General features: G+C 67.6%; 16 protein-coding genes, 2 tRNA genes and 1 pseudogene. 13 read left to right on the plus strand and 6 right to left on the minus strand.

What is annotated here, in order from left to right:
* Positions 1-54: 54 nt before the first annotated feature.
* The 7 genes from gnd (at position 55) to IEZ15_RS12865 (ending at position 8,724) form a co-directional block, all read left to right on the plus strand.
* Positions 55-933 (plus strand): phosphogluconate dehydrogenase (NAD(+)-dependent, decarboxylating), encoded by an 879-nt coding sequence (gene gnd, locus IEZ15_RS12835; protein ID WP_093895043.1) that lies wholly within the window; start codon positions 55-57, stop codon positions 931-933.
* Between the two features lie 86 nt (positions 934-1,019).
* Entirely contained in the window at positions 1,020-2,150 is a 1,131-nt protein-coding gene (gene recF, locus IEZ15_RS12840; RefSeq protein ID WP_114245511.1) for a DNA replication/repair protein RecF, read from the plus strand.
* Positions 2,151-2,164: 14 nt separating this feature from the next.
* Positions 2,165-2,728, plus strand: a complete 564-nt coding sequence (locus IEZ15_RS12845; RefSeq protein ID WP_189276906.1) for a DciA family protein — start codon at positions 2,165-2,167, stop codon at positions 2,726-2,728.
* Positions 2,729-3,130: 402 nt separating this feature from the next.
* Positions 3,131-5,218: a DNA topoisomerase (ATP-hydrolyzing) subunit B gene (gene gyrB, locus IEZ15_RS12850; protein ID WP_189276633.1), complete on the plus strand. Its 2,088-nt coding sequence runs from the start codon at positions 3,131-3,133 to the stop codon at positions 5,216-5,218.
* A 46-nt stretch (positions 5,219-5,264) separates the two neighbouring features.
* Positions 5,265-7,898, plus strand: a complete 2,634-nt coding sequence (gyrA, locus tag IEZ15_RS12855) for a DNA gyrase subunit A (RefSeq protein ID WP_114245509.1) — start codon at positions 5,265-5,267, stop codon at positions 7,896-7,898.
* A 93-nt stretch (positions 7,899-7,991) separates the two neighbouring features.
* Complete coding sequence (locus IEZ15_RS12860) at positions 7,992-8,576, plus strand: DUF3566 domain-containing protein (RefSeq protein ID WP_189276635.1); 585 nt, start codon at positions 7,992-7,994, stop codon at positions 8,574-8,576.
* A gap of 71 nt (positions 8,577-8,647) precedes the next feature.
* A tRNA-Ile gene (locus tag IEZ15_RS12865) sits at positions 8,648-8,724 on the plus strand.
* 278 nt (positions 8,725-9,002) lie between these two features.
* On the opposite strand, the gene IEZ15_RS12870 is transcribed toward IEZ15_RS12865, so the two are convergent.
* Both IEZ15_RS12870 and IEZ15_RS12875 read right to left on the minus strand, forming a co-directional pair.
* Positions 9,003-9,392 carry a site-specific integrase gene (locus tag IEZ15_RS12870; RefSeq protein WP_229845862.1) on the minus strand — a complete coding sequence of 130 codons (390 nt, stop codon included), beginning with the start codon at positions 9,390-9,392 and terminating at the stop codon, positions 9,003-9,005.
* A gap of 222 nt (positions 9,393-9,614) precedes the next feature.
* Entirely contained in the window at positions 9,615-9,986 is a 372-nt protein-coding gene (locus tag IEZ15_RS12875; protein ID WP_189276637.1) for a DUF6344 domain-containing protein, read from the minus strand.
* Positions 9,987-10,305: 319 nt separating this feature from the next.
* Between IEZ15_RS12875 and IEZ15_RS44615 the strand changes: the two genes are divergently transcribed.
* From IEZ15_RS44615 to IEZ15_RS12890, 3 genes and pseudogenes are all read left to right on the plus strand, one after another.
* Positions 10,306-10,440, plus strand: coding sequence for a DLW-39 family protein (locus tag IEZ15_RS44615; protein WP_003958712.1), 135 nt, complete (start codon positions 10,306-10,308; stop codon positions 10,438-10,440).
* Between the two features lie 235 nt (positions 10,441-10,675).
* A pseudogene (locus tag IEZ15_RS12885) lies at positions 10,676-12,521 on the plus strand (vWA domain-containing protein).
* Positions 12,521-13,894, plus strand: coding sequence for a hypothetical protein (locus tag IEZ15_RS12890; protein WP_189276639.1), 1,374 nt, complete (start codon positions 12,521-12,523; stop codon positions 13,892-13,894). The pseudogene IEZ15_RS12885 and the gene IEZ15_RS12890 overlap by 1 nt, the downstream one beginning before the upstream one ends.
* 52 nt (positions 13,895-13,946) lie before the next feature.
* On the opposite strand, the gene IEZ15_RS12895 is transcribed toward IEZ15_RS12890, so the two are convergent.
* A complete protein-coding gene (locus IEZ15_RS12895; protein WP_189276641.1) occupies positions 13,947-15,281 on the minus strand; it encodes a serine/threonine protein kinase in 1,335 nt (444 codons plus the stop codon).
* A gap of 81 nt (positions 15,282-15,362) precedes the next feature.
* A complete protein-coding gene (locus tag IEZ15_RS12900; RefSeq protein ID WP_093895034.1) occupies positions 15,363-15,911 on the minus strand; it encodes a helix-turn-helix domain-containing protein in 549 nt (182 codons plus the stop codon).
* 170 nt (positions 15,912-16,081) lie between these two features.
* Between IEZ15_RS12900 and IEZ15_RS12905 the strand changes: the two genes are divergently transcribed.
* Positions 16,082-16,154: transfer RNA gene (locus tag IEZ15_RS12905), tRNA-Ala, on the plus strand.
* A 66-nt stretch (positions 16,155-16,220) separates the two neighbouring features.
* Here the strand turns inward: IEZ15_RS12905 and IEZ15_RS12910 are convergent.
* Positions 16,221-16,946: a DUF5324 family protein gene (locus IEZ15_RS12910; RefSeq protein WP_189276908.1), complete on the minus strand. Its 726-nt coding sequence runs from the start codon at positions 16,944-16,946 to the stop codon at positions 16,221-16,223.
* Positions 16,947-17,354: 408 nt separating this feature from the next.
* On the opposite strand from IEZ15_RS12910, the gene IEZ15_RS12915 reads away from it, so the two are divergent.
* Positions 17,355-17,882, plus strand: a complete 528-nt coding sequence (locus IEZ15_RS12915; protein ID WP_114245503.1) for a peptidylprolyl isomerase — start codon at positions 17,355-17,357, stop codon at positions 17,880-17,882.
* A gap of 154 nt (positions 17,883-18,036) precedes the next feature.
* Positions 18,037-18,936, plus strand: a complete 900-nt coding sequence (locus IEZ15_RS12920; RefSeq protein WP_189276910.1) for a rhomboid family intramembrane serine protease — start codon at positions 18,037-18,039, stop codon at positions 18,934-18,936.
* Between the two features lie 301 nt (positions 18,937-19,237).
* On the opposite strand, the gene crgA is transcribed toward IEZ15_RS12920, so the two are convergent.
* On the minus strand, positions 19,238-19,492 hold the full coding sequence (gene crgA / locus IEZ15_RS12925) for a cell division protein CrgA (RefSeq protein WP_114245501.1): 255 nt from the start codon (positions 19,490-19,492) through the stop codon (positions 19,238-19,240).
* Positions 19,493-19,540: the final 48 nt, after the last annotated feature.

Here is a 19,540-nt window from a genome sequence, read left to right on the forward strand (position 1 = left end):
CGGGCGTAGGCTCGGCCTTGGGTACGAATCGGCACAACGCTTAAGGAATCTCTGATGGAGCTCGGTCTCGTCGGCCTCGGCAAGATGGGCGGCAACATGCGCGAGCGCATCCGCCGCGCAGGCCACACCGTCATCGGTTACGACCGCAACCCGGACGTCTCCGATGTCCACAGCCTCGAAGAGCTTGTGGGCAAGCTGAAGGGTCCCCGAGTCGTCTGGGTGATGGTGCCGGCCGGTGCGCCGACCCAGGCCACCATCGACGAGCTGGCCGGGCTCCTCTCGCCCGGTGACATCGTCGTGGACGGCGGAAACTCCCGCTGGACGGACGACGAGAAGCACGCGGTCGAGCTGGGCATCAAGGGCATCGGCTTCGTGGACTGCGGCGTCTCCGGCGGCGTCTGGGGCCTGGAGAACGGCTACGCGCTGATGTACGGCGGCGACGCCGAGAACGTGGCGAAGGTCCAGCCGGTCTTCGACGCGCTGAAGCCCGAGGGCGACTTCGGTTCCGTCCACGCGGGCAAGGTCGGCGCCGGCCACTTCGCGAAGATGGTCCACAACGGCATCGAGTACGCCATGATGCAGGCCTACGCCGAGGGCTGGGAGCTGCTGGAGAAGGTCGACTCCGTCACCGATGTGCGCGAGGTCTTCCGCTCCTGGCAGGAGGGCACGGTCATCCGTTCCTGGCTGCTCGACCTGGCGGTCAACGCGCTGGACGACGACGAGCACCTCGACAAGCTCCGTGGTTTCGCCGCCGACTCCGGTGAGGGCCGCTGGACGGTGGAGGCGGCGATCGACAACGCGGTGCCGCTGCCCGCGATCACGGCGTCACTCTTCGCGCGTTTCGCCTCGCGTCAGGACGACTCCCCGCAGATGAAGATGATCGCCGCGCTGCGCAACCAGTTCGGTGGCCACGCGGTCGAGAACAAGAAGTAACCGCAACGAGGAGCGGGCCGGGCCGAGGTGTCCGACCCGTAACTACGGAGCACGGAGCAGGAAGCCGGGAAGGTCGGCGTACACCCATGCATGTCACGCATCTCTCGCTGGCCGACTTCCGCTCGTACGCCCGGGTCGAGGTACCTCTCGATCCGGGCGTCACCGCTTTCGTGGGGGCCAACGGCCAGGGCAAGACCAATCTGGTGGAGGCCGTCGGCTACCTTGCGACGCTCGGCAGCCATCGGGTCTCCTCCGATGCACCGCTGGTGCGGATGGGCGCGGACCGGGCTGTCATCCGGGCTGCCGTGACGCAGGGCGAGCGCTCGCAGCTGGTCGAGCTGGAGCTCAATCCGGGCAAGGCCAATCGGGCCCGGATCAATAGATCGTCGCAGGTCAGGCCGCGTGACGTGCTGGGGATCGTACGTACGGTGCTGTTCGCACCGGAGGATCTGGCACTGGTCAAGGGGGACCCCGGGGAACGTCGGCGCTTTCTCGACGAGCTGATCACGGCGCGTTCGCCGCGGATGGCGGGGGTGCGTTCGGACTACGAGCGGGTGCTGAAGCAGCGCAACACCTTGCTGAAGTCGGCGGCGATGGCGCGCAGGCACGGTGGCCGGTCGATGGATCTGTCCACGCTCGATGTGTGGGACCAGCATCTGGGCCGGGTGGGTGCGGAGCTGCTGGCGCAGCGGCTGGATCTGATCGCTGCGTTGCAGCCACTGGCCGACAAGGCGTATGGGGATGTGGCGCCGGGTGGTGGTCCTGTGGTGTTGGAGTACCGCAGTTCGGTCGGTGCGGGTGTGGATTCGGTGCGTACGCGTGAGGAGCTGTACGAGCTGCTGATCGCGGGCCTGGTGGATGTGCGCAAACAGGAGATCGAGCGGGGTGTGACGTTGGTCGGTCCGCACCGTGATGATCTGTTGCTGGGGTTGCGGGGGATGCCGGCCAAGGGGTACGCGAGCCACGGTGAGTCCTGGTCGTATGCGTTGGCGCTGCGGCTGGCTTCGTACGATCTGCTGCGCGGCGAGGGCAATGAGCCGGTGCTGGTGCTGGACGATGTCTTTGCCGAGCTGGATGCGCGTCGTCGTGAGCGGTTGGCGGAGCTGGTGGCTCCGGGCGAGCAGGTGCTGGTGACGGCTGCGGTGGACGATGACGTTCCGGGTGTGCTGGCGGGGACGCGGTATGCGGTGTCCGCGGGTGAGGTGGAGCGGCTGTGAGCGTCCGTGGCGAGGTGTCCGGGGCTTCTGGGGAGCAGTCGCAGGAGCGGCCGGTGGAAGGGAAGCAGCCGGAGCCGTCGGGTGTCGATCTGGCGCGGGTGGCGTTGCGTGCGGCGAAGGAGCAGGCGCGGGCGCGTGGTGCTGCGGCGCAGCAGAAGAAGCAGGCCAGGCGGGGTGGTGGGCTGCGTTCGGGGGCGCGCGCGGATGGGCGTGACCCGTTGCCGTTGGGTGCTGCGATCAATCGTCTGATCACCGAGCGTGGCTGGGAGACGCCTGCGGCGGTGGGTGGGGTGATGGGGCGCTGGCCGCAGATCGTCGGTGAGGATCTGGCCAATCACTGCGCGCCGCTGCGGTACGACGAGGATCCGGACGAGCGGGTGCTGACGGTGCAGTGCGATTCGACGGCGTGGGCGACGCAGCTGCGGTTGCTGGCGCCTCAGCTGGTGGCCCGGCTGAATGCGGATCTGGGGCATGGCACGGTGAGGCTGATCAAGGTGTTGGGGCCGGGGGGTCCGCAGCGCAGGTTCGGTCCACTGCGGGCGCCGGGGAGCACCGGTCCTGGCGATACGTACGGATGAGGCCTCTGAGCTGCGCTTTTCTTTGTTTCTGAGCCCTTTGGGGCGCTGTTCCGATTCGAGTCATGGCCTTGTGCTGTCTTCTCGGCGGTGCTGTCCGTCGCGTCCGTGTGGTTCCGGTGTGCGGTGGTTTAAACCATGCGGTGGGAGTGGGGCGTCCCTCACGGTAGTGAGAGGTTGACAGGCCGAAGCGCTCAAGGCCCGCGTGAGCCTCTTGGGGGGCCGTCCTGAATATGGGGAGTCGTCAGGCGCTCATTCAGGGCGGCACATGCGTACTCAGGTACCGGCAAACCCCCATTCATGTCGGTGCTACCGGTAGACTGGTGGAGAATCCCGCATCTTCGCGGGAGTCGTCGATTACAAGCCGAACGACGCAGCCGCTCCCGACTGTCCGGAGAACGGCCTGTGCTGTGCCAGAAAGGGCGCTTCGTGGCCGATTCCGGCAACCCCAACGAGAACATTCCGTCCACACCCGGTGAGAGCGGCGGGGCAACTGCCCCGGGCGATGTCGCATCCTTGTACGACGCGAGTGCGATCACCGTCCTCGAGGGCCTGGACGCGGTCCGCAAGCGACCTGGCATGTACATCGGCTCGACCGGTGAGCGTGGCCTGCATCACCTGGTGCAGGAAGTGGTCGACAACTCGGTCGACGAAGCTCTGGCCGGGCACGCGGACACGATCGACGTCACGATCCTCGCCGACGGCGGGGTCCGTGTGATCGACAACGGCCGTGGCATCCCGGTCGACATCGTGCCGTCGGAGAAGAAGCCGGCGGTCGAGGTCGTGCTGACCGTGCTGCACGCCGGCGGTAAGTTCGGAGGTGGCGGTTATGCCGTCTCCGGCGGTCTGCACGGTGTCGGTGTCTCCGTGGTGAACGCGCTGTCGTCGCGCGTCTCCGTCGAGGTCAAGCGGGACGGTTTCCGCTGGACCCAGGACTACAAGCTCGGTGTGCCCACCGCTCCGCTGGCCCGTAACGAGGCCACCGAGGAGTCGGGGACGTCGGTCACCTTCTGGGCCGACGGGGACATCTTCGAGACCACCGAGTACTCCTTCGAGACCCTGGCACGCCGCTTCCAGGAGATGGCGTTCCTCAACAAGGGTCTGACGATCAACCTCACCGACGAGCGTGAGTCGGCGAAGGCGACGGCGGGTGCGGATGTCGCCGAGGTGGCCGAGGTCGCCGAGGAGGAGCAGGCCCGTACGGTCACGTACCACTACGAGGGCGGCATCGTCGACTTCGTGAAGTACCTCAACTCCCGCAAGGGCGATGTCATCCACCAGTCGGTGATCGACATCGAGGCCGAGGACAAGGAGCGTCTCCTCTCGGCCGAGATCGCGATGCAGTGGAACACGCAGTACAGCGAGGGTGTGTACTCCTTCGCCAATACGATCCACACACACGAGGGCGGTACGCACGAGGAGGGTTTCCGTGCGGCTCTGACGACGTTGGTCAACAAGTACGCGCGGGACAAGAAGCTGCTGCGCGAGAAGGACGACAACCTCACCGGTGACGACATCCGTGAGGGCCTGACGGCGATCATCTCGGTGAAGCTGGGTGAGCCGCAGTTCGAGGGTCAGACGAAGACCAAGCTGGGCAACACGGAGGCGAAGACCTTCGTCCAGAAGGTGGTCCACGAGCACCTCACGGACTGGTTCGACCGCAATCCGAACGAGGCGGCCGACATCATCCGCAAGGGCATCGCGGCGGCCACGGCCCGTGTCGCGGCCCGCAAGGCGCGTGATCTGACCCGTCGTAAGGGGCTTCTGGAGAGCGCCTCGCTGCCGGGCAAGCTGAGCGACTGCCAGTCCAACGACCCGACGAAGTGCGAGATCTTCATCGTCGAGGGTGACTCCGCCGGTGGTTCGGCGAAGTCCGGCCGTAACCCGATGTACCAGGCGATCCTGCCGATCCGCGGCAAGATCCTGAACGTCGAGAAGGCCCGGGTCGACAAGATCCTGCAGAACACCGAGGTCCAGGCGCTGATTTCGGCCTTCGGTACCGGGGTCCACGAGGACTTCGACATCGAGAAGCTCCGCTATCACAAGATCATCTTGATGGCGGACGCAGATGTCGACGGTCAGCACATCAATACCCTGCTGCTGACGTTCCTCTTCCGCTTCATGCGTCCGCTGGTCGAGGCCGGGCACGTGTACCTCTCCCGCCCGCCGCTCTACAAGATCAAGTGGGGCCGGGACGACTTCGAGTACGCGTACTCGGACCGGGAGCGCGACGCCCTGGTCGAGCTGGGCAAGCAGAACGGCAAGCGGATCAAGGAAGACTCGATCCAGCGCTTCAAGGGTCTCGGCGAGATGAACGCCGAGGAGCTGCGCGTCACCACGATGGACGTCGACCACCGGGTCCTCGGCCAGGTCACGCTGGACGACGCGGCGCAGGCCGACGACCTCTTCTCGGTACTGATGGGCGAGGACGTCGAGGCGCGGCGCTCGTTCATCCAGCGCAACGCCAAGGACGTCCGCTTCCTCGACATCTGAGTCGGCCGTACCAGCAAGCCGCCGCTCGAAAGGACTTTGACCAGCAATGGCCGACGAGAACACCCCTGTGACACCTGAAGAGGAGCCCGCCGCCGCCGGCGTGGGCATGCGTGTCGAGCCCGTGGGGCTCGAGACGGAGATGCAGCGCTCCTACCTCGACTACGCGATGTCCGTGATCGTCTCGCGTGCGCTGCCTGACGTACGGGACGGTCTCAAGCCCGTCCACCGCCGGGTGCTCTACGCGATGTACGACGGCGGTTACCGGCCCGAGAAGGGCTTCTACAAGTGTGCCCGTGTCGTCGGTGACGTCATGGGTACGTACCACCCGCACGGTGACTCGTCGATCTACGACGCACTGGTGCGACTGGCACAGCCGTGGTCGATGCGCATGCCGCTGGTGGACTCCAACGGCAACTTCGGTTCTCCGGGCAACGACCCGGCCGCCGCGATGCGGTACACCGAGTGCAAGATGATGCCGCTGTCCATGGAGATGGTCCGGGACATCGACGAGGAGACCGTCGACTTCCAGGACAACTACGACGGCCGCAACCAGGAGCCGACGGTTCTGCCGGCGCGCTTCCCGAATCTGCTGGTCAACGGCTCCGCGGGCATCGCGGTCGGTATGGCGACCAACATCCCGCCGCACAACCTGCGTGAGGTCGCGGAGGGTGCGCAGTGGTACCTGGAGCACCCGGAGGCCTCGCAGGAGGAGCTCCTGGAGGCGCTGATCGAACGGATCAAGGGCCCGGACTTCCCGACGGGTGCGCTCGTCGTGGGCCGCAAGGGCATCGAGGAGGCGTACCGCACCGGCCGTGGTTCGATCACGATGCGTGCGGTCGTCGCGGTCGAGGAGATCCAGAACCGGCAGTGCCTGGTCGTCACGGAGCTTCCGTACCAGACCAACCCCGACAACCTGGCGCAGAAGATCGCCGACCTGGTGAAGGACGGCAAGGTCGGTGGGATCGCGGACGTCCGTGACGAGACCTCGTCGCGTACGGGGCAGCGTCTGGTCGTCGTGCTGAAGCGGGACGCGGTCGCCAAGGTCGTTCTGAACAACCTGTACAAGCACACCGATCTGCAGACCAACTTCGGCGCCAACATGCTGGCGCTGGTCGACGGTGTGCCGCGCACCCTGTCGATCGACGCGTTCATCCGCCACTGGGTGACGCACCAGATCGAGGTCATTGTCCGGCGTACGAAGTTCCGTCTGCGCAAGGCGGAGGAGCGGGCGCACATTCTGCGTGGTCTGCTCAAGGCGCTGGACGCGATCGACGAGGTCATCGCCCTCATCCGGCGCAGCCAGACGGTCGAGGTGGCCCGCGAGGGCCTGATGGGCCTGCTGGAGATCGACGAGATCCAGGCGAACGCGATCCTGGAGATGCAGCTGCGCCGGCTGGCCGCGCTGGAGCACCAGAAGATCACGGCCGAGCACGACGAGCTCCAGGCGAAGATCAACGAGTACAACGCGATCCTGGTGTCGACGGAGCGGCAGCGTCAGATCGTCAGTGAGGAGCTGGCGGCGATCGTCGAGAAGTTCGGCGACGACCGGCGTTCCAAGCTGGTGCCCTTCGACGGCGACATGTCCATCGAGGACCTGATCGCCGAGGAGGACATCGTCGTCACGATCTCGCGCGGCGGCTATGTGAAGCGTACGAAGACGGACGACTACCGCTCGCAGAAGCGCGGCGGCAAGGGCGTGCGTGGTACGAAGCTGAAGGAAGACGACATCGTCGACCACTTCTTCGTGTCGACGACGCACCACTGGCTGCTGTTCTTCACGAACAAGGGCCGGGTGTACCGGGCGAAGGCGTACGAGCTTCCCGACGCCGGCCGTGATGCCCGTGGTCAGCATGTCGCCAACCTGCTGGCTTTCCAGCCGGACGAGCAGATCGCCCAGATCCTGGCGATCCGTGACTACGAGGCCGCGCCCTATCTGATCCTGGCCACGAAGGGCGGTCTCGTGAAGAAGACCGCGCTGAAGGACTATGACTCGCCGCGTTCCGGCGGTGTCATCGCCATCAACCTCCGGGAGACGGCGGATGGCGCCGAAGGCACTGCCGACGAGCTGATCGGTGCGGAGCTGGTGTCGGCCGAGGACGATCTGCTGCTCATCAGCAAGAAGGCCCAGTCGATCAGGTTCACCGCGACGGACGATGCGCTGCGCCCGATGGGCCGTGCCACTTCGGGCGTCAAGGGCATGAGTTTCCGCGAAGGCGACGAACTGCTCTCGATGAATGTTGTCCGGCCGGGTACGTTCGTGTTCACTGCCACCGATGGTGGGTACGCGAAGCGGACTCCCGTCGACGAGTACCGCGTTCAGGGTCGTGGTGGCCTGGGCATCAAGGCTGCCAAGATCGTGGAGGACAGGGGCTCGCTGGTCGGTGCGCTGGTGGTCGAGGAGACGGATGAGATCCTCGCCATCACGCTCGGCGGTGGTGTGATTCGTACGCGAGTCAATGAAGTCAGGGAGACGGGCCGTGACACCATGGGCGTCCAACTGATCAATCTGGGCAAGCGCGATGCCGTCGTCGGCATCGCTCGTAACGCCGAAGCCGGCCGCGAGGCCGAAGAGGTCGAGGGGTCCGAGGACGCCGAGGCCGCGACGGCAGAGGCTGCCGAGAGCACAGTCGAGGGCAATGTCGAAGGCACGTCGCCTTCGGCCGGGGAGCACGAGGAGTAAAGCGTGAGTGGAGCCACGGGCGCCGGTTCGGCCGCTTCCGGAGCTGGAGCGAACGGTGCCCGTGGCCCTGCCACGGACTCCCAAGGGGGCACTGTGACGGACACTCGGGGGCCTAAGCCCCAGTACGAGGGCTACGCGACCGGGCCGTTGCCCGGTGAGCGCGAGCCCGCACCGGGGCAGGCGAGCGGGCCGTATCACCCGCCGCAGGCGTACCCTTCGCCCGCGGGCGGGACACAGGGCGGTGCGCAGGGTGTGGCTGCCGCGCAGGCGGCCCGGCGGCCGCGGACAGGGGCGCGGACCACTCCGCGTACCCGCAAGGCGCGCCTGCGGGTGGCCAAGGCCGACCCGTGGTCGGTGATGAAGGTCAGCTTCCTGCTCTCCATCGCGCTCGGTATCTGCACGGTGGTGGCGGCCGCGGTGCTGTGGATGGTCATGGACGCGATGGGCGTCTTCTCCACCGTGGGCGGCACGATCAGCGAGGCCACCGGCTCGAACGAGAACAACGGCTTCGATCTTCAGTCGTTCCTGTCGCTGCCGCGGGTCCTCATCTTCACCTCGGTCATCGCTGTGATCGATGTGGTTCTGGCGACCGCCCTGGCGACGCTGGGCTCCTTCATCTACAACTTGTCGGCGGGCTTCGTGGGCGGTATCGAGCTCACGCTGGCCGAGGACGAGTAGGGCGCCGCGTTATCGATTTTGGGACTGGCCCCGACGTGCGCTAATCTTCAGAAGTCAGCGCACAGCGCGGCGGGGCTATAGCTCAGTTGGTTAGAGCGCATCCCTGATAAGGATGAGGCCACAGGTTCAAATCCTGTTAGCCCCACCAGCTCAAAGACCCCCAACCGATCATGGTTGGGGGTCTTTGACATCTCCGGCCGACATCAGCCGATGAGTAGATCTTTCAGCAACCTCGAGTGCACTGGCTCCGGCCGTTGTGCCGAGGCGCACGTCTTCAGGGTCACAGCGGGGGTGCCATGACTGATCACGGGTGGTCCGACAGCAGCGATGACGAAGATCCCTTCGAACGCGGGAAGCCGGACCGGGCCTTTGTGGGTTGGATCCTTCTCGCGGGGTTCGTGATCTGCGTGATCGGCGTGGCGTGGTTCACTTGGGCCTTCGCTCATCGGAACCCCTAACCCTCTCGCCGATCACGGGTGGGCGCTTGTGATCGGCGGCTGATATCAGCGGATCTTCCAGGAGTTCGGCGAGCATCGTCACGGCCTCCCGCTCTTCGTCGCCCACCACATGGGGGTAGACGTGCATGGTCATGCTGATCCGGCTCTGCCGCAGGATCGCCTGGGCGAGCTTGGGGTGCACCTTCAGGAAGGCCGGCAGGGTGCCGCAGGTGTGCCGAGCGAGCCGTACCGTGATCCGGCGCACTCCGTACCGCTTCACCAGGGCGTTGAAACTGCGGGAGAAGCCGACAGGATCGATCGGGCAGCCTCTCTCGGGGGAGAAGGCCAGATCCTTGCCCGGTTCCTGGCTCCGGCCCACTCCCGTGATCCTTCGCTCCAGGTCTTGCGGCGTCCGGCGTTCCCTCCCGGGCCCCGGGCCCCGGGCCTGGGCGCGCACAGGGAGATCTTTCCGGGGCCCGGTGCGGCACGGAGGTGTGCCGTGTTCCTGCGCTGACAGGGGCAGCGCAGGAACTGAGCACATGAAGAAGCCCCCGTCCGGCGTGAACCGGACCAGGGGCTCTGTGTGTCGGTTGCGCGGCTCTCACGGTGGGAGGAGGGATGCGTCCCCCGCGGGGGCTCCGTGGGCGGCGCGGGCGGTGTTCCTGGTCTCCATGGCGTCCGTCGTGTCTGCGGACAGATGCCGGGTGGCGGGTGAGGAGCCGTGTGCCTCGGCGCGGATGCGCTGCTTCATCGTGGGTGGCAGCGCCCTGTCACGCGGAAGGGTCCATCGCACCGACGGTGTGGTCGCGGTTGCCGCGGTCGCACCCGCGTGCTCCTGGTTCGTGCTGATCGGCTCCAGGGTGCTCGACTCCGTGGCCGCCGCCGGGGTGCTCATGAGCCCCAGTGCGGCGAGGAGTGCGAAGAAGGCGGTGACGAAGGCGGTCCAGATGTTCTTGGCCTTGACGGTGCTCATGGCCCCTCGCTTTCGGGTGGTCCGGTTTGCTTACCTTCCTGATGATGTGTATGTGGCCCGCGATTTCGTGGACCGACGCCACCGATCCGCAGATCTTCAGATGAACACCACTCGTATGGTTCAACTGGCCTTGACGGGCTTGTGCGGGGCGATCGGCGTGGCCGGGTCATCCTGCCGGGACGATCCGCGGAGCGATCCTTGGATGATCGCTTTTCCCTGGACGCCAGTTGGGCCGCAGGTAGGTCACCGATCGATATCGGCCGGTGTGTATAGTCGGGCGGCAGAAGTCCCCTACGTCAAGGAAAGACGAGGTCGCGCGGTGAAGAAGCTTCTCCTGGTCGCACTGGCCGCCATCGGCGGGCTCCTCGTGTACCGCCAGATCCAGGCGGATCGCGCCGAGCAGGATCTGTGGACGGAGGCGACTGACTCCGTGCCCGCAGGTTCGGGTGTGTGAGACAGAACAGCCTGATTGCGGGCCCCGGTCGCTGAGCGGCCGGGGCTTCGTGCTGTTGCGGGACCGTGACGCCTGTGCCCTTGAATTCACTTAAGCAAATCAATAGGTTGCGGTAGCAAAACGGCTGGGTTTTTCGGTCGAGGGGGCACAGGTGAAGGCACGGTACGACCACCGCCGTACTGCAGCTGCGGGGGCACGGATCGGCGGGGCGCTGCTCGCCCTGGTGGCGGGCGCGATGCCGGCCGTTGCGGCGGCACCGGGCGGTGCACCCGCCGGTCCCGAGACACCCCTGCCCGGCTCGGGCGGCAGCCTGGTCATGGTGCTCGACTCGTCCGGATCCATGGGGGACGACGACGGCACGGGGCGTACCCGGATGGAGAGCGCCCGTACGGCCGTCGGCACCGTCGTCGGCGGCCTTCCCGACGGATATCCGACCGGACTGCGGGTGTACGGCGCGGACCGTCCCCGAGGCTGCACGGACACCAGGCTCTTACAGCCGGTGCAGAGGCTCGACCGGGAAGCCGTGAAGCGGGCTGTGGCGGCCGTACAGCCCAAGGGTGACACTCCCATCGGGCTGTCGTTGCAGAAGGCCGCCGAGGACCTTCCGCAGCCCGCGGGCGGTGCCATCGGTACGCGCACGATCCTGCTGATCTCCGACGGCGAGGACAACTGCAGGTACGCCGCAGCCCTGCGAGGTCGCCGAGCAGCTCGGCAAGGAGGGGGTCGGGCTGCGGATCGACACGGTCGGCTTCCAGGTGAAGGGCGCGGCCCGCGAACAGCTCGAATGCATCGCGGCGGCCGGCAACGGCCGCTACTACGACGCACCGGATGCCGAGGCGCTGGCCCGGCAACTGCAACGGGCGTCGCAACTCTCCGCGGACGGCTACCGGTTCCGGGGCGAGCGGGTCGAGGGTACGGCGACGGGTGCGGCGGCACCCGTGCTCGTACCAGGGCAGTATCTGGACACCATCGGACCCGGTGAGAAGCGGTACTACGCCGTCGGCCTGGATGCCGTTTCGACGGTGGACTTCTCGGCGACGGCGGTGCCGCAGCCCGGGGCGGCCGTCGACACCTTCGACGCACTGCGCACCGGCATCGTGTACGGCACCGGAAGTTCCTGCGTGACGGACACCGCGCACTTCTACCAGAAGGAGGGCGCGACCCCGCTGACCTCGGCGGTCGCCCGTATCCCAGCAGAGGAGGGCAACCACGCCTGCGACCGGGCGGGCCGGTACTGGCTGGTGGTGGAGCGGGAGAGCAAGAAGGGCTCCGACGCCGCACGTTGGCCGCTCGAGCTCCTTTACGGGGTGGAGGCGGTGCTGGGGAAGGGCATCACGCCCGCCCAGTCGCAGCCGGGGTACGGCAAGGGCGGCAAGGACGCCGTGCTGCCCACCGGCGACCCCCGCGACGTGCGGGGCGGTACCGGCTTCAACGACGCCAAGGAGCTCGGCGGGGGCGTGTGGCGCGACCGGATCCTTCCGTCGCAGACCCTCTGGTACAAGGTCCCGGCCGGCTGGGGCCAGCAGGTGCGCTACGACGTGGAGTTCGCGAACGAGCCCACGGTGGAGCGCGGGACCTCCACGTACTCGTACGGGGCGACCCAGCTGTTCACCCCCGCTCGTTTCCCGCTCACCGGAGGTGGCGAGTTCACCTCGACGGCCATGTACAACGGTCGTCCGTCGGCGATCAGGATGGGCGGGGTGCCGGTCGCCTGGACCAACCGCTACGAGTACCGCTCCGACGTCCAGCCCGTACGCGCCGGGGGTGACTTCTACATCTCGGTGACGCTGGGGGCGAGGTCCGCCGATATCGCGGAGACCCCGCAGATCGGTGTGGTGCTGCGGGTGTCGGTGCTCGGCGACGAGCTGGCCGGCCCCGAGCACCATGCTCCTGTCGTAGCCAAGAAGGCGGACAAGAACGGCAATTCGAGCGGTGCCGAAGACAGCGGTGGTACGGGCGGGGCAGGATGGACCGGCATTGCGGCCGCTGCCGGTGCGGGCGCCGTGGTGGTGATCGCGGGGCTCGTGTCCGTACGCGGGCGTCGCAGACGGGCCACACAGACGACGAGGGGAAGCGCGTGATGAGGCAGCGCAACAGGGGCCGGGTGGCGCTGGCCATGGTCGCGGCGATGTGCGTGGCGGCGGCGCTGCCGGGGCAGGCGTACGCGGACGGGGAGAGTGCTGCGTACACCTTCGATCCCAGGGCGAAGAACGTCAGCGGTGCGGAGGTCAGCACCGAGGCGTCGGCGCTCACGCCCGGATCGGTCTACAAGAGCTCGATCAAGCGCGGCGAGAAGCTCTACTACCGTCTGGACCTCGACGACAAGACGAACGCGTACGTCTCGGCGGTGGCCGTGCCCAAGGGGGGCGGCCAGGTCGCCTACGGGGACGGCATCACGGTCAGCATCAGGGACAACGCCGACATGCAGTGCAGTTCGCAGGACGCACGGTTCGAGTCGGCGGAATTTCCGCGTCCGATCGCGGCGTACGCCTACCGGATCACGCAGAAGGACAGCAGCACCTGTCAGAAAGCCGGAACGTACAACGTCCTGATCGAGCGGGAGAGCAAGGCCACCTCGGCATCCGATGAGTGGGACCTGGAACTGCGGTACGAGTCGGAGCCGCAGCTGGAAGCGGGCGGTTCGATGCCGACCCAGGCGCCGGAGAGCTGGCCGTCGGCGTCGCCCGCGCCGCCCACCGCAGCCCCGCAGAAGCGGTCGGGCGGCACCAGCTACTCCGACGCGACCAGCCTGGAAACCGGCGAGTGGCACGACAGCATCGCACCCGGGCAGACCCGCTTCTACCGGGTGCCGGTGGACTGGGACCAGCAGATCTTCGCCACCGCCGACCTGAGCAACAACAACGCCTCGGACGAATACATCGGCAGCGCGCTCGCGATGTCCCTGGACAACCCGGCGCACGGCCATGTCGACGACGCGTCGCCGCTGTCGTACTCCGGCAAGCCCGCGTCCGTGTCGATGGATCCGCTGCCTCCGGTGGCATACGAGAACCGCTACGACTCCACCAGCAGCGACAGCGCCATGCGGTTCGCCGGCTGGTACTACCTGTCGGTGTCCCTCAGCCCGAAGGTCGCGAAGTCGTACGGCGACAAGGCGATTCCGCTGACCCTCAGGATCAAGGTCGAGGGGACGGCGAGGAAGTCGCCGTACACGGGGGATGCCGGGATCTTCTCCGTCACGGAGAAAGACAAGGACATGGCGAGGAGCGGCCAGAGCGGTCCCGAGGCGGCCGAGAGCGACACCATGAGGATGGTCGGCGTGGCCGGGATCGGCGTGGGTGCGGTACTGGTGCTCGGGCTGGGTGTGTGGACGCTGCTGGCACGGCGCCGTGCGGCCGCCGCCCAGGCGGCACCGATCGGTTCGAACAGTCCGATTGCGGGAGGCCCGGCCGGGGGCCGGCAATCGCCGCACGGAGGGCCGCCGCAGGCCTGGTAGCCGGGGGCCGGAGCCGTTGCCGCGTACGGCAGGGGCTCCGGCCCGGCCGTGCTCAGCTCTGGGTCAGCGCCCAGATGCCCACGGCGAAACAGATCAGCGCCACCAGCAGGACCGGGACCGCCACCTTCGGAGGCGGCCCCGGACGCGTCCGCGGTGCGTGCGCGGGAACAGCGGCTGAGAGGTGCGGGGAAACCCCTGATCCGGGAGCGGGAACCTGCGGCTGACCGGCGGTGTACGCACGGGTGAGAGCCGCTTCGTGCTGCACCGCGGCCGTGGGGGCCTGCGAAGGATCCGGCGCGGGGAAGGGGGAAGCCGCGTGCGCCGGGACGGGTGTGGGGGGCGCGGCCGGCTGCGCCGGATGGGGCAGCGGTGTGGGCTGCCGCGGCGGCGGTGGGAGGTGGAAGCTGCCCGTTTCTGACATCGGGACCGGCGGCTGGGTGTACGGCTGCTGGGCGGACTGGTCCGTCTGTACGGGCTGCGCGTCCTGTGACGCTGTCCGGGGGGCCGCGATCGGTCCGGCGGGGCCGAAGCCTGCGGGCAGCGGCCCGAGTTGGTCGAAGACCTCCACCGGCTCGTCGTCGACGCCGGGCTCCGGCAACATCTCGACCGCGGCCGTCAGAGCCTTGCGCGCGCCCGTGGCCGTACGGAACCTGACCTGGGGATCCGGCTGCAGCAGCCCCGCGAGCACCTGCCACAACGGCTCGGGAATCCCCTCCGGGGCGCTGGGAGTGCCGTGCGAGGCGAAGTGCTCGACGAGGGCCCGCGCGTCCGGCTTCTTCCCCTGGAGCAGATACAGCGCGACCAGTCCGACCGCGAAGAGGTCCGCGGGGAAATCGGGTTCCGCGCCCATCATCTGTTCGGGCGCGAAGTAACCGGGCGTGCCCACCACGTAGTTGGTCTCGGTGAGCCGCGGCTCACCCTTGCGCATGGAGATACCGAAGTCGGACAGCCGCAGATGCGGCCGTCCGGTGCCGGTGGCCTCCATCAGGATGTTCGCGGGTTTGATGTCCCGGTGCACGACGCCCTCCGCATGCACCGTCGACAGTCCGGACAGCAGTTGGTCGAGCAGCGTGCAGACGAAACGAGGAGGCAGCGGTCCGTAGTCGCCGATGACATGCGCCAGCGAACCACCGCTCACCAGATCCATGGTGAACAGGACCTTGTCGTCGTCCGCGGCCCAGCTGGCCGGGGCGAGCACATGCGGATGCTCGATCCGCAGCGCCTGCTCGCGGACGAAGCGCAGCAGCGTGTGTGCGTCGCTCTGCTGGAGGACCTTGGCCGCCACATAACGGCGGCGCCGGTGGTCCCAGGCGCGCCAGACGGCGCCGACCCCACCACGTCCGATCGGATCGATCAGTTCGTACCGACCGGCGAAGACCTCACCCATTGCGCTGCGCCCGCTCCCAGTTCCTGTTTCGGCTCGTGCCCGGCTCTCGGGGTAGTGCACCAGGGCATGAAAGGACAGGCCCTAGCTCTGGTGTCCCTCGTAGTGCGCCACCGCGTCCGCGGTGCGCCCTGCGCCGTACACCTTGAGGAACTCTGCCAGTTCCGGGTGGGTCGGGGCGAGGGAGTCGGCGGCATCGATGATGTCACCGGCGGCCGCGACCGACCGCAGCAGCGACTGGATCTCACGCACCACGCGCCGGACGGTCGGAGCGCCGCCGGTGTTGGAGGTCTGGCTGGTGCCGGTGAGGACGGAGCCGCCCTGGGACTTCTTGATCTCTTCCATGCGGTCGGTGGCCTCTCCCGCGCTGACGCTGCCGTCGGCGACCTGGCCGGCCAGCTCCTGGAGCGCCTGGACACGCTGGACGACCGCGGGGTTGCCGATCTTCGCCCGCTGACCGCTCATCAGCTGGGAAAGCATGGGGGCGGACAGCCCGAGGACCGCGGCGAGCCGGGCCTGGTTCAGGCCGAGATCATCGATCAGCCGGCGGAAGAGCGCCCCGAGAGGTTCTCCGTACCAGCTGCGCTGAAGCTCCCTGGCTCTTGCTGTTGCCTCTTGCTGAGCTGCATCCATGGCGTCTCCCCTTCGCTGCGGCTTCGCTGCTGCGAACCTCGTCGAGCATCTTACGGAGAGTGGTCGCCGACCGGGAGTCCCCATCTTTTTGCAAGATTCCGGGGGGTACCCGGTACTCTGGTCTGCGGCGGTCGCCGAGACGCAGAAGCGTCCGGTACTGTCCGTTTTTCGGGGCCTTAGCTCAGTTGGTAGAGCGCTGCCTTTGCAAGGCAGATGTCAGGAGTTCGAATCTCCTAGGCTCCACAGGTGACGGAACGGGCGCCGGAAGACCTCAGGTCTTCCGGCGCCCGTTCCTCGTGCAGGGGCTGTTCAGCGGCGGTCGTCGAGATCGGTGCCGTCCACACCTTCCGGGCCGTCCGTGCCCTTGGTTTCCGTGTCGGCCTGGACCTCCGGGCCGAGCGAGCTCGGACCACTGCCGTCGACCGAGGACAGGGGCGCGCGGTCGGAGACCTCCGTGGGAGCGGGCGGTTCGACCAGCCAGTCCGGGTTGGCCTGCTTGTCCCACCACCTCCAGGCGGCGTAGGCAGCGCCCGCCCCGATGCCGACCACGACGAACCCCTTGAGCAGCCGCCCGGCCTTCGCCCGCCGCTCGTGTTTCCTGGCCAGTTGCTTGATCTCCTTCGCGGTCACCTGACTGCGCAGCGCGGCCAGCGCGGCGGCGCTGCGGGCCGAGGCCTCCTCGGCCATGGGCTGGGCGACGGCCATGGCGTGCCCGACGCGCGGCACGGTGTAGTCCGCGGCGGTACGGGCGGCCCGGCGGGTGCGGTGCGCGGCGCGCTGGGCGGCCTCGTCGACCTTGGGGGGTACGTGAGCACGGGCCAGTTCGATACGTGGAGCGAGATGCGCGTCGTATTGGACGCGGGCCTGCTGGGCTGCCTTCGACACCTTCGGTGCGAGCCGCGTGCGGGCCTCGTACGCAAGATGTGCGGCCTGGTCCTTGGCCGTGTCGGCGTAGGGCGCCACCACTTCCGCGGCGTGCTGCACGCTGTCCTTCGCCGAGTCGGTTGCGGCGCGCACGCTGTCGATGCGGGTCACGGGATCCTCCTCCTTGGTGGCGGGTAGATACTCCGCCTTTCCACCCATTTCGAGATCATGCCTGCTGGAGGCCTGTATGGCATGTGGGGCAGGCATCCGGGTTATTCAGGTCATCGGTGTCGCCTTCGGGCAATGCGGTGCAAGGGGAGCTTTCCGATGACAATGCCACGGTTCGGTTCAGCCCGCGCCGGTTCGTCACGCACTTGGCCGCATTTGTTCCTGCGGGGAGCGGCACGTGAGGGTTTCGGGGAAGCCGCAGGCGAGCGGGGCGAGAACGGCCTCGACGCACGGGGCGCGGAATCGGGCAAGAAGGTGAGCGAAGTGCGTCGGTGGTGGCGGCCGGGCGCCGGAGCGGACGGTCCGTGCGAGGATCGGTGAACGTCACTGAAGACTTACGGAAGGCAGATCGTGGCTGAGCAGCTTTACGCCACCTTGAAGACCAATCAGGGCGACATCGAGATCCGGCTTCTGCCGAACCACGCGCCCAAGACGGTCAAGAACTTCGTCGAGCTCGCCAAGGGTGAGCGTGAGTGGACGCATCCCGAGACCGGCAAGAAGTCCACGGACAGGCTGTACGACGGCACCGTCTTCCACCGCGTCATCAGCGGCTTCATGATCCAGGGCGGTGACCCGCTGGGCAACGGCACCGGTGGCCCGGGGTATGAGTTCGGTGACGAGTTCCACCCCGACCTCAGCTTCAACAAGCCGTACCTGCTGGCCATGGCCAACGCCGGCCCGGGCACCAACGGCTCGCAGTTCTTCGTGACCGTCTCGCCGACAGCCTGGCTGACCGGCAAGCACACCATCTTCGGCGAGGTCGTCGACCCCGCCAGCCAGAAGGTCGTGGACGCCATCGCGGCCACCAAGACCAACTCCCGCACCGACCGTCCGCTGCAGGACGTCGTGATCGAGTCGGTCGTCATCGAGAACCGATGATCACCAGTGGTCATCGGATGATCACGCTCTGATTCTCTTTTCGGGAACCAACCGCCCTGCTCGTCCGTACTTGTTACATAACGGACGAGCAGGGCTGCGTTGTGCGTGCTGCCGCCACGACGAGCACCGAGGGGACCGGGAAGCGATGGGACCGATGGACCAGCAGCCGCCGGGGGACCAGGACCGGTCCGCCGCCACGGACGGCTCGCACAGCTGCTACCGCCACCCCGGTCGTGGGACGCACATCCGCTGCACCCGCTGCGACCGCCCGATCTGCCCCGAGTGCATGGTCAACGCCTCGGTCGGCTTCCAGTGCCCGGACTGCGCCCGCCAGGGAGCCGGTACGGGACACGGCCCGGGCGCCGCCCGGCCGCGCACGGTCGTCGGTGCCCCCATCACGGCCGACCCCCGGCTCATCACCAAGATCCTGCTCGCTCTCAATGTCGCCGTGTTCATCGTGGTGCACGTGAAGGGGTCGCTGCTCCAGGACCTGACGCTCTTCGGCCGGGCCCCCCTCTACTACGGCGGCCCGCCGGAGGGTGTTGCGGAGGGCCAGTGGTACCGGCTGGTGACGTCGATGTTCCTGCACCAGGAGGTGTGGCACATCGCGTTCAACATGCTGGGACTGTGGTGGCTCGGCGGCCCCTTGGAGGCGGCGCTCGGCCGCGCCCGCTATCTCGCGCTCTATCTGCTCTCCGGCCTGGCGGGCGGTGCTCTCACCTACTGGCTCGCCGCACCTAATCAGCCCTCGCTCGGCGCCTCCGGCGCCATCTTCGGCCTGCTGGGCGCCACCGCCGTGCTCATGCGCCGCCTGAACTACGACATGCGCCCGGTCTTCGTGCTTCTCGCGGTGAACCTGGTCATCACCTTCAACCCCTGGGGCGGAATCGCCTGGCAGGCACATGTCGGCGGTCTGATCGCGGGCACGCTGATCGCGATCGGCATGGTGCACGCACCGCGCGAGCGGCGCGCGCTGGTGCAGTACGGCACCTGCGCCCTGGTCCTGGTGGCTGTGGTCGCCATCGTCGTCGCCAGAACAGCCGCGCTGACCTGAGCGGACGCCGTTGTCTGGCATTCCCCGGGCGTTTCCCCGGTCAGTTGTCCACAGCGCGTGCCGGATCTTGTGCATTCTGTGGGAACAACTGTGCCCCTTGTCGCTGAGCTGGGTTTTTCCAGCAGGGACAAGGGGCGTGCCATCCCCCGATGGGGGAGGCTGCAGTCACATCGGCGTCAACAGCCAGTGAGTTATCCACAGATCGTCTGACCTTTTCCCCCGCCTGTGGATAACGCTGTGGGTAACTCGGGGCAAGGGTTGCAGGGCCGTGCCCTGCTGTGGGGTCACATGCCCTGCGGCGCTACTTCCACTGCGTGGAGACACCGAAGCCGCCGGCGATGAAGCCGAAGCCGACGACGATGTTCCAGTTCCCCAGCGACTGGATCGGCAGATCGCCGTCGGTCACATAGAAAACGACGATCCAGGCCAGACCGATCAGGAAGAGCGCCAGCATCACCGGCGCCACCCAGCTCCGGCTGGTCAGCTTTATGTTGGTTGCCTGCTTCGCCGGAGGGGGCGTGAAGTCGGCCTTCTTGCGGATACGTGACTTCGGCACGAGGAACTCTCCTGTCGATGCGCTGCGTGACCGCGCAGGGAACTGTGG

This window comes from Streptomyces atratus, from assembly GCF_014648655.1.
GTDB classification, from domain to species: domain Bacteria; phylum Actinomycetota; class Actinomycetes; order Streptomycetales; family Streptomycetaceae; genus Streptomyces; species Streptomyces atratus.

What these genes read in the sequence shown, in the direction of transcription:
- gnd (WP_093895043.1), top strand. Translation starts at nt 55, where the DNA reads ATGGAGCTCGGTCTCGTCGGCCTCGGCAAGATGGGCGGCAACATGCGC.
- recF (WP_114245511.1), top strand. Translation starts at nt 1,020, where the DNA reads ATGCATGTCACGCATCTCTCGCTGGCCGACTTCCGCTCGTACGCCCGG.
- gyrA (WP_114245509.1), top strand. Translation starts at nt 5,265, where the DNA reads ATGGCCGACGAGAACACCCCTGTGACACCTGAAGAGGAGCCCGCCGCC.
- IEZ15_RS12875 (WP_189276637.1), bottom strand. Translation starts at nt 9,986, where the DNA reads ATGAGCACCGTCAAGGCCAAGAACATCTGGACCGCCTTCGTCACCGCC.
- IEZ15_RS12890 (WP_189276639.1), top strand. Translation starts at nt 12,521, where the DNA reads ATGAGGCAGCGCAACAGGGGCCGGGTGGCGCTGGCCATGGTCGCGGCG.
- IEZ15_RS12895 (WP_189276641.1), bottom strand. Translation starts at nt 15,281, where the DNA reads ATGGGTGAGGTCTTCGCCGGTCGGTACGAACTGATCGATCCGATCGGA.
- IEZ15_RS12900 (WP_093895034.1), bottom strand. Translation starts at nt 15,911, where the DNA reads ATGGATGCAGCTCAGCAAGAGGCAACAGCAAGAGCCAGGGAGCTTCAG.
- IEZ15_RS12920 (WP_189276910.1), top strand. Translation starts at nt 18,037, where the DNA reads ATGGACCAGCAGCCGCCGGGGGACCAGGACCGGTCCGCCGCCACGGAC.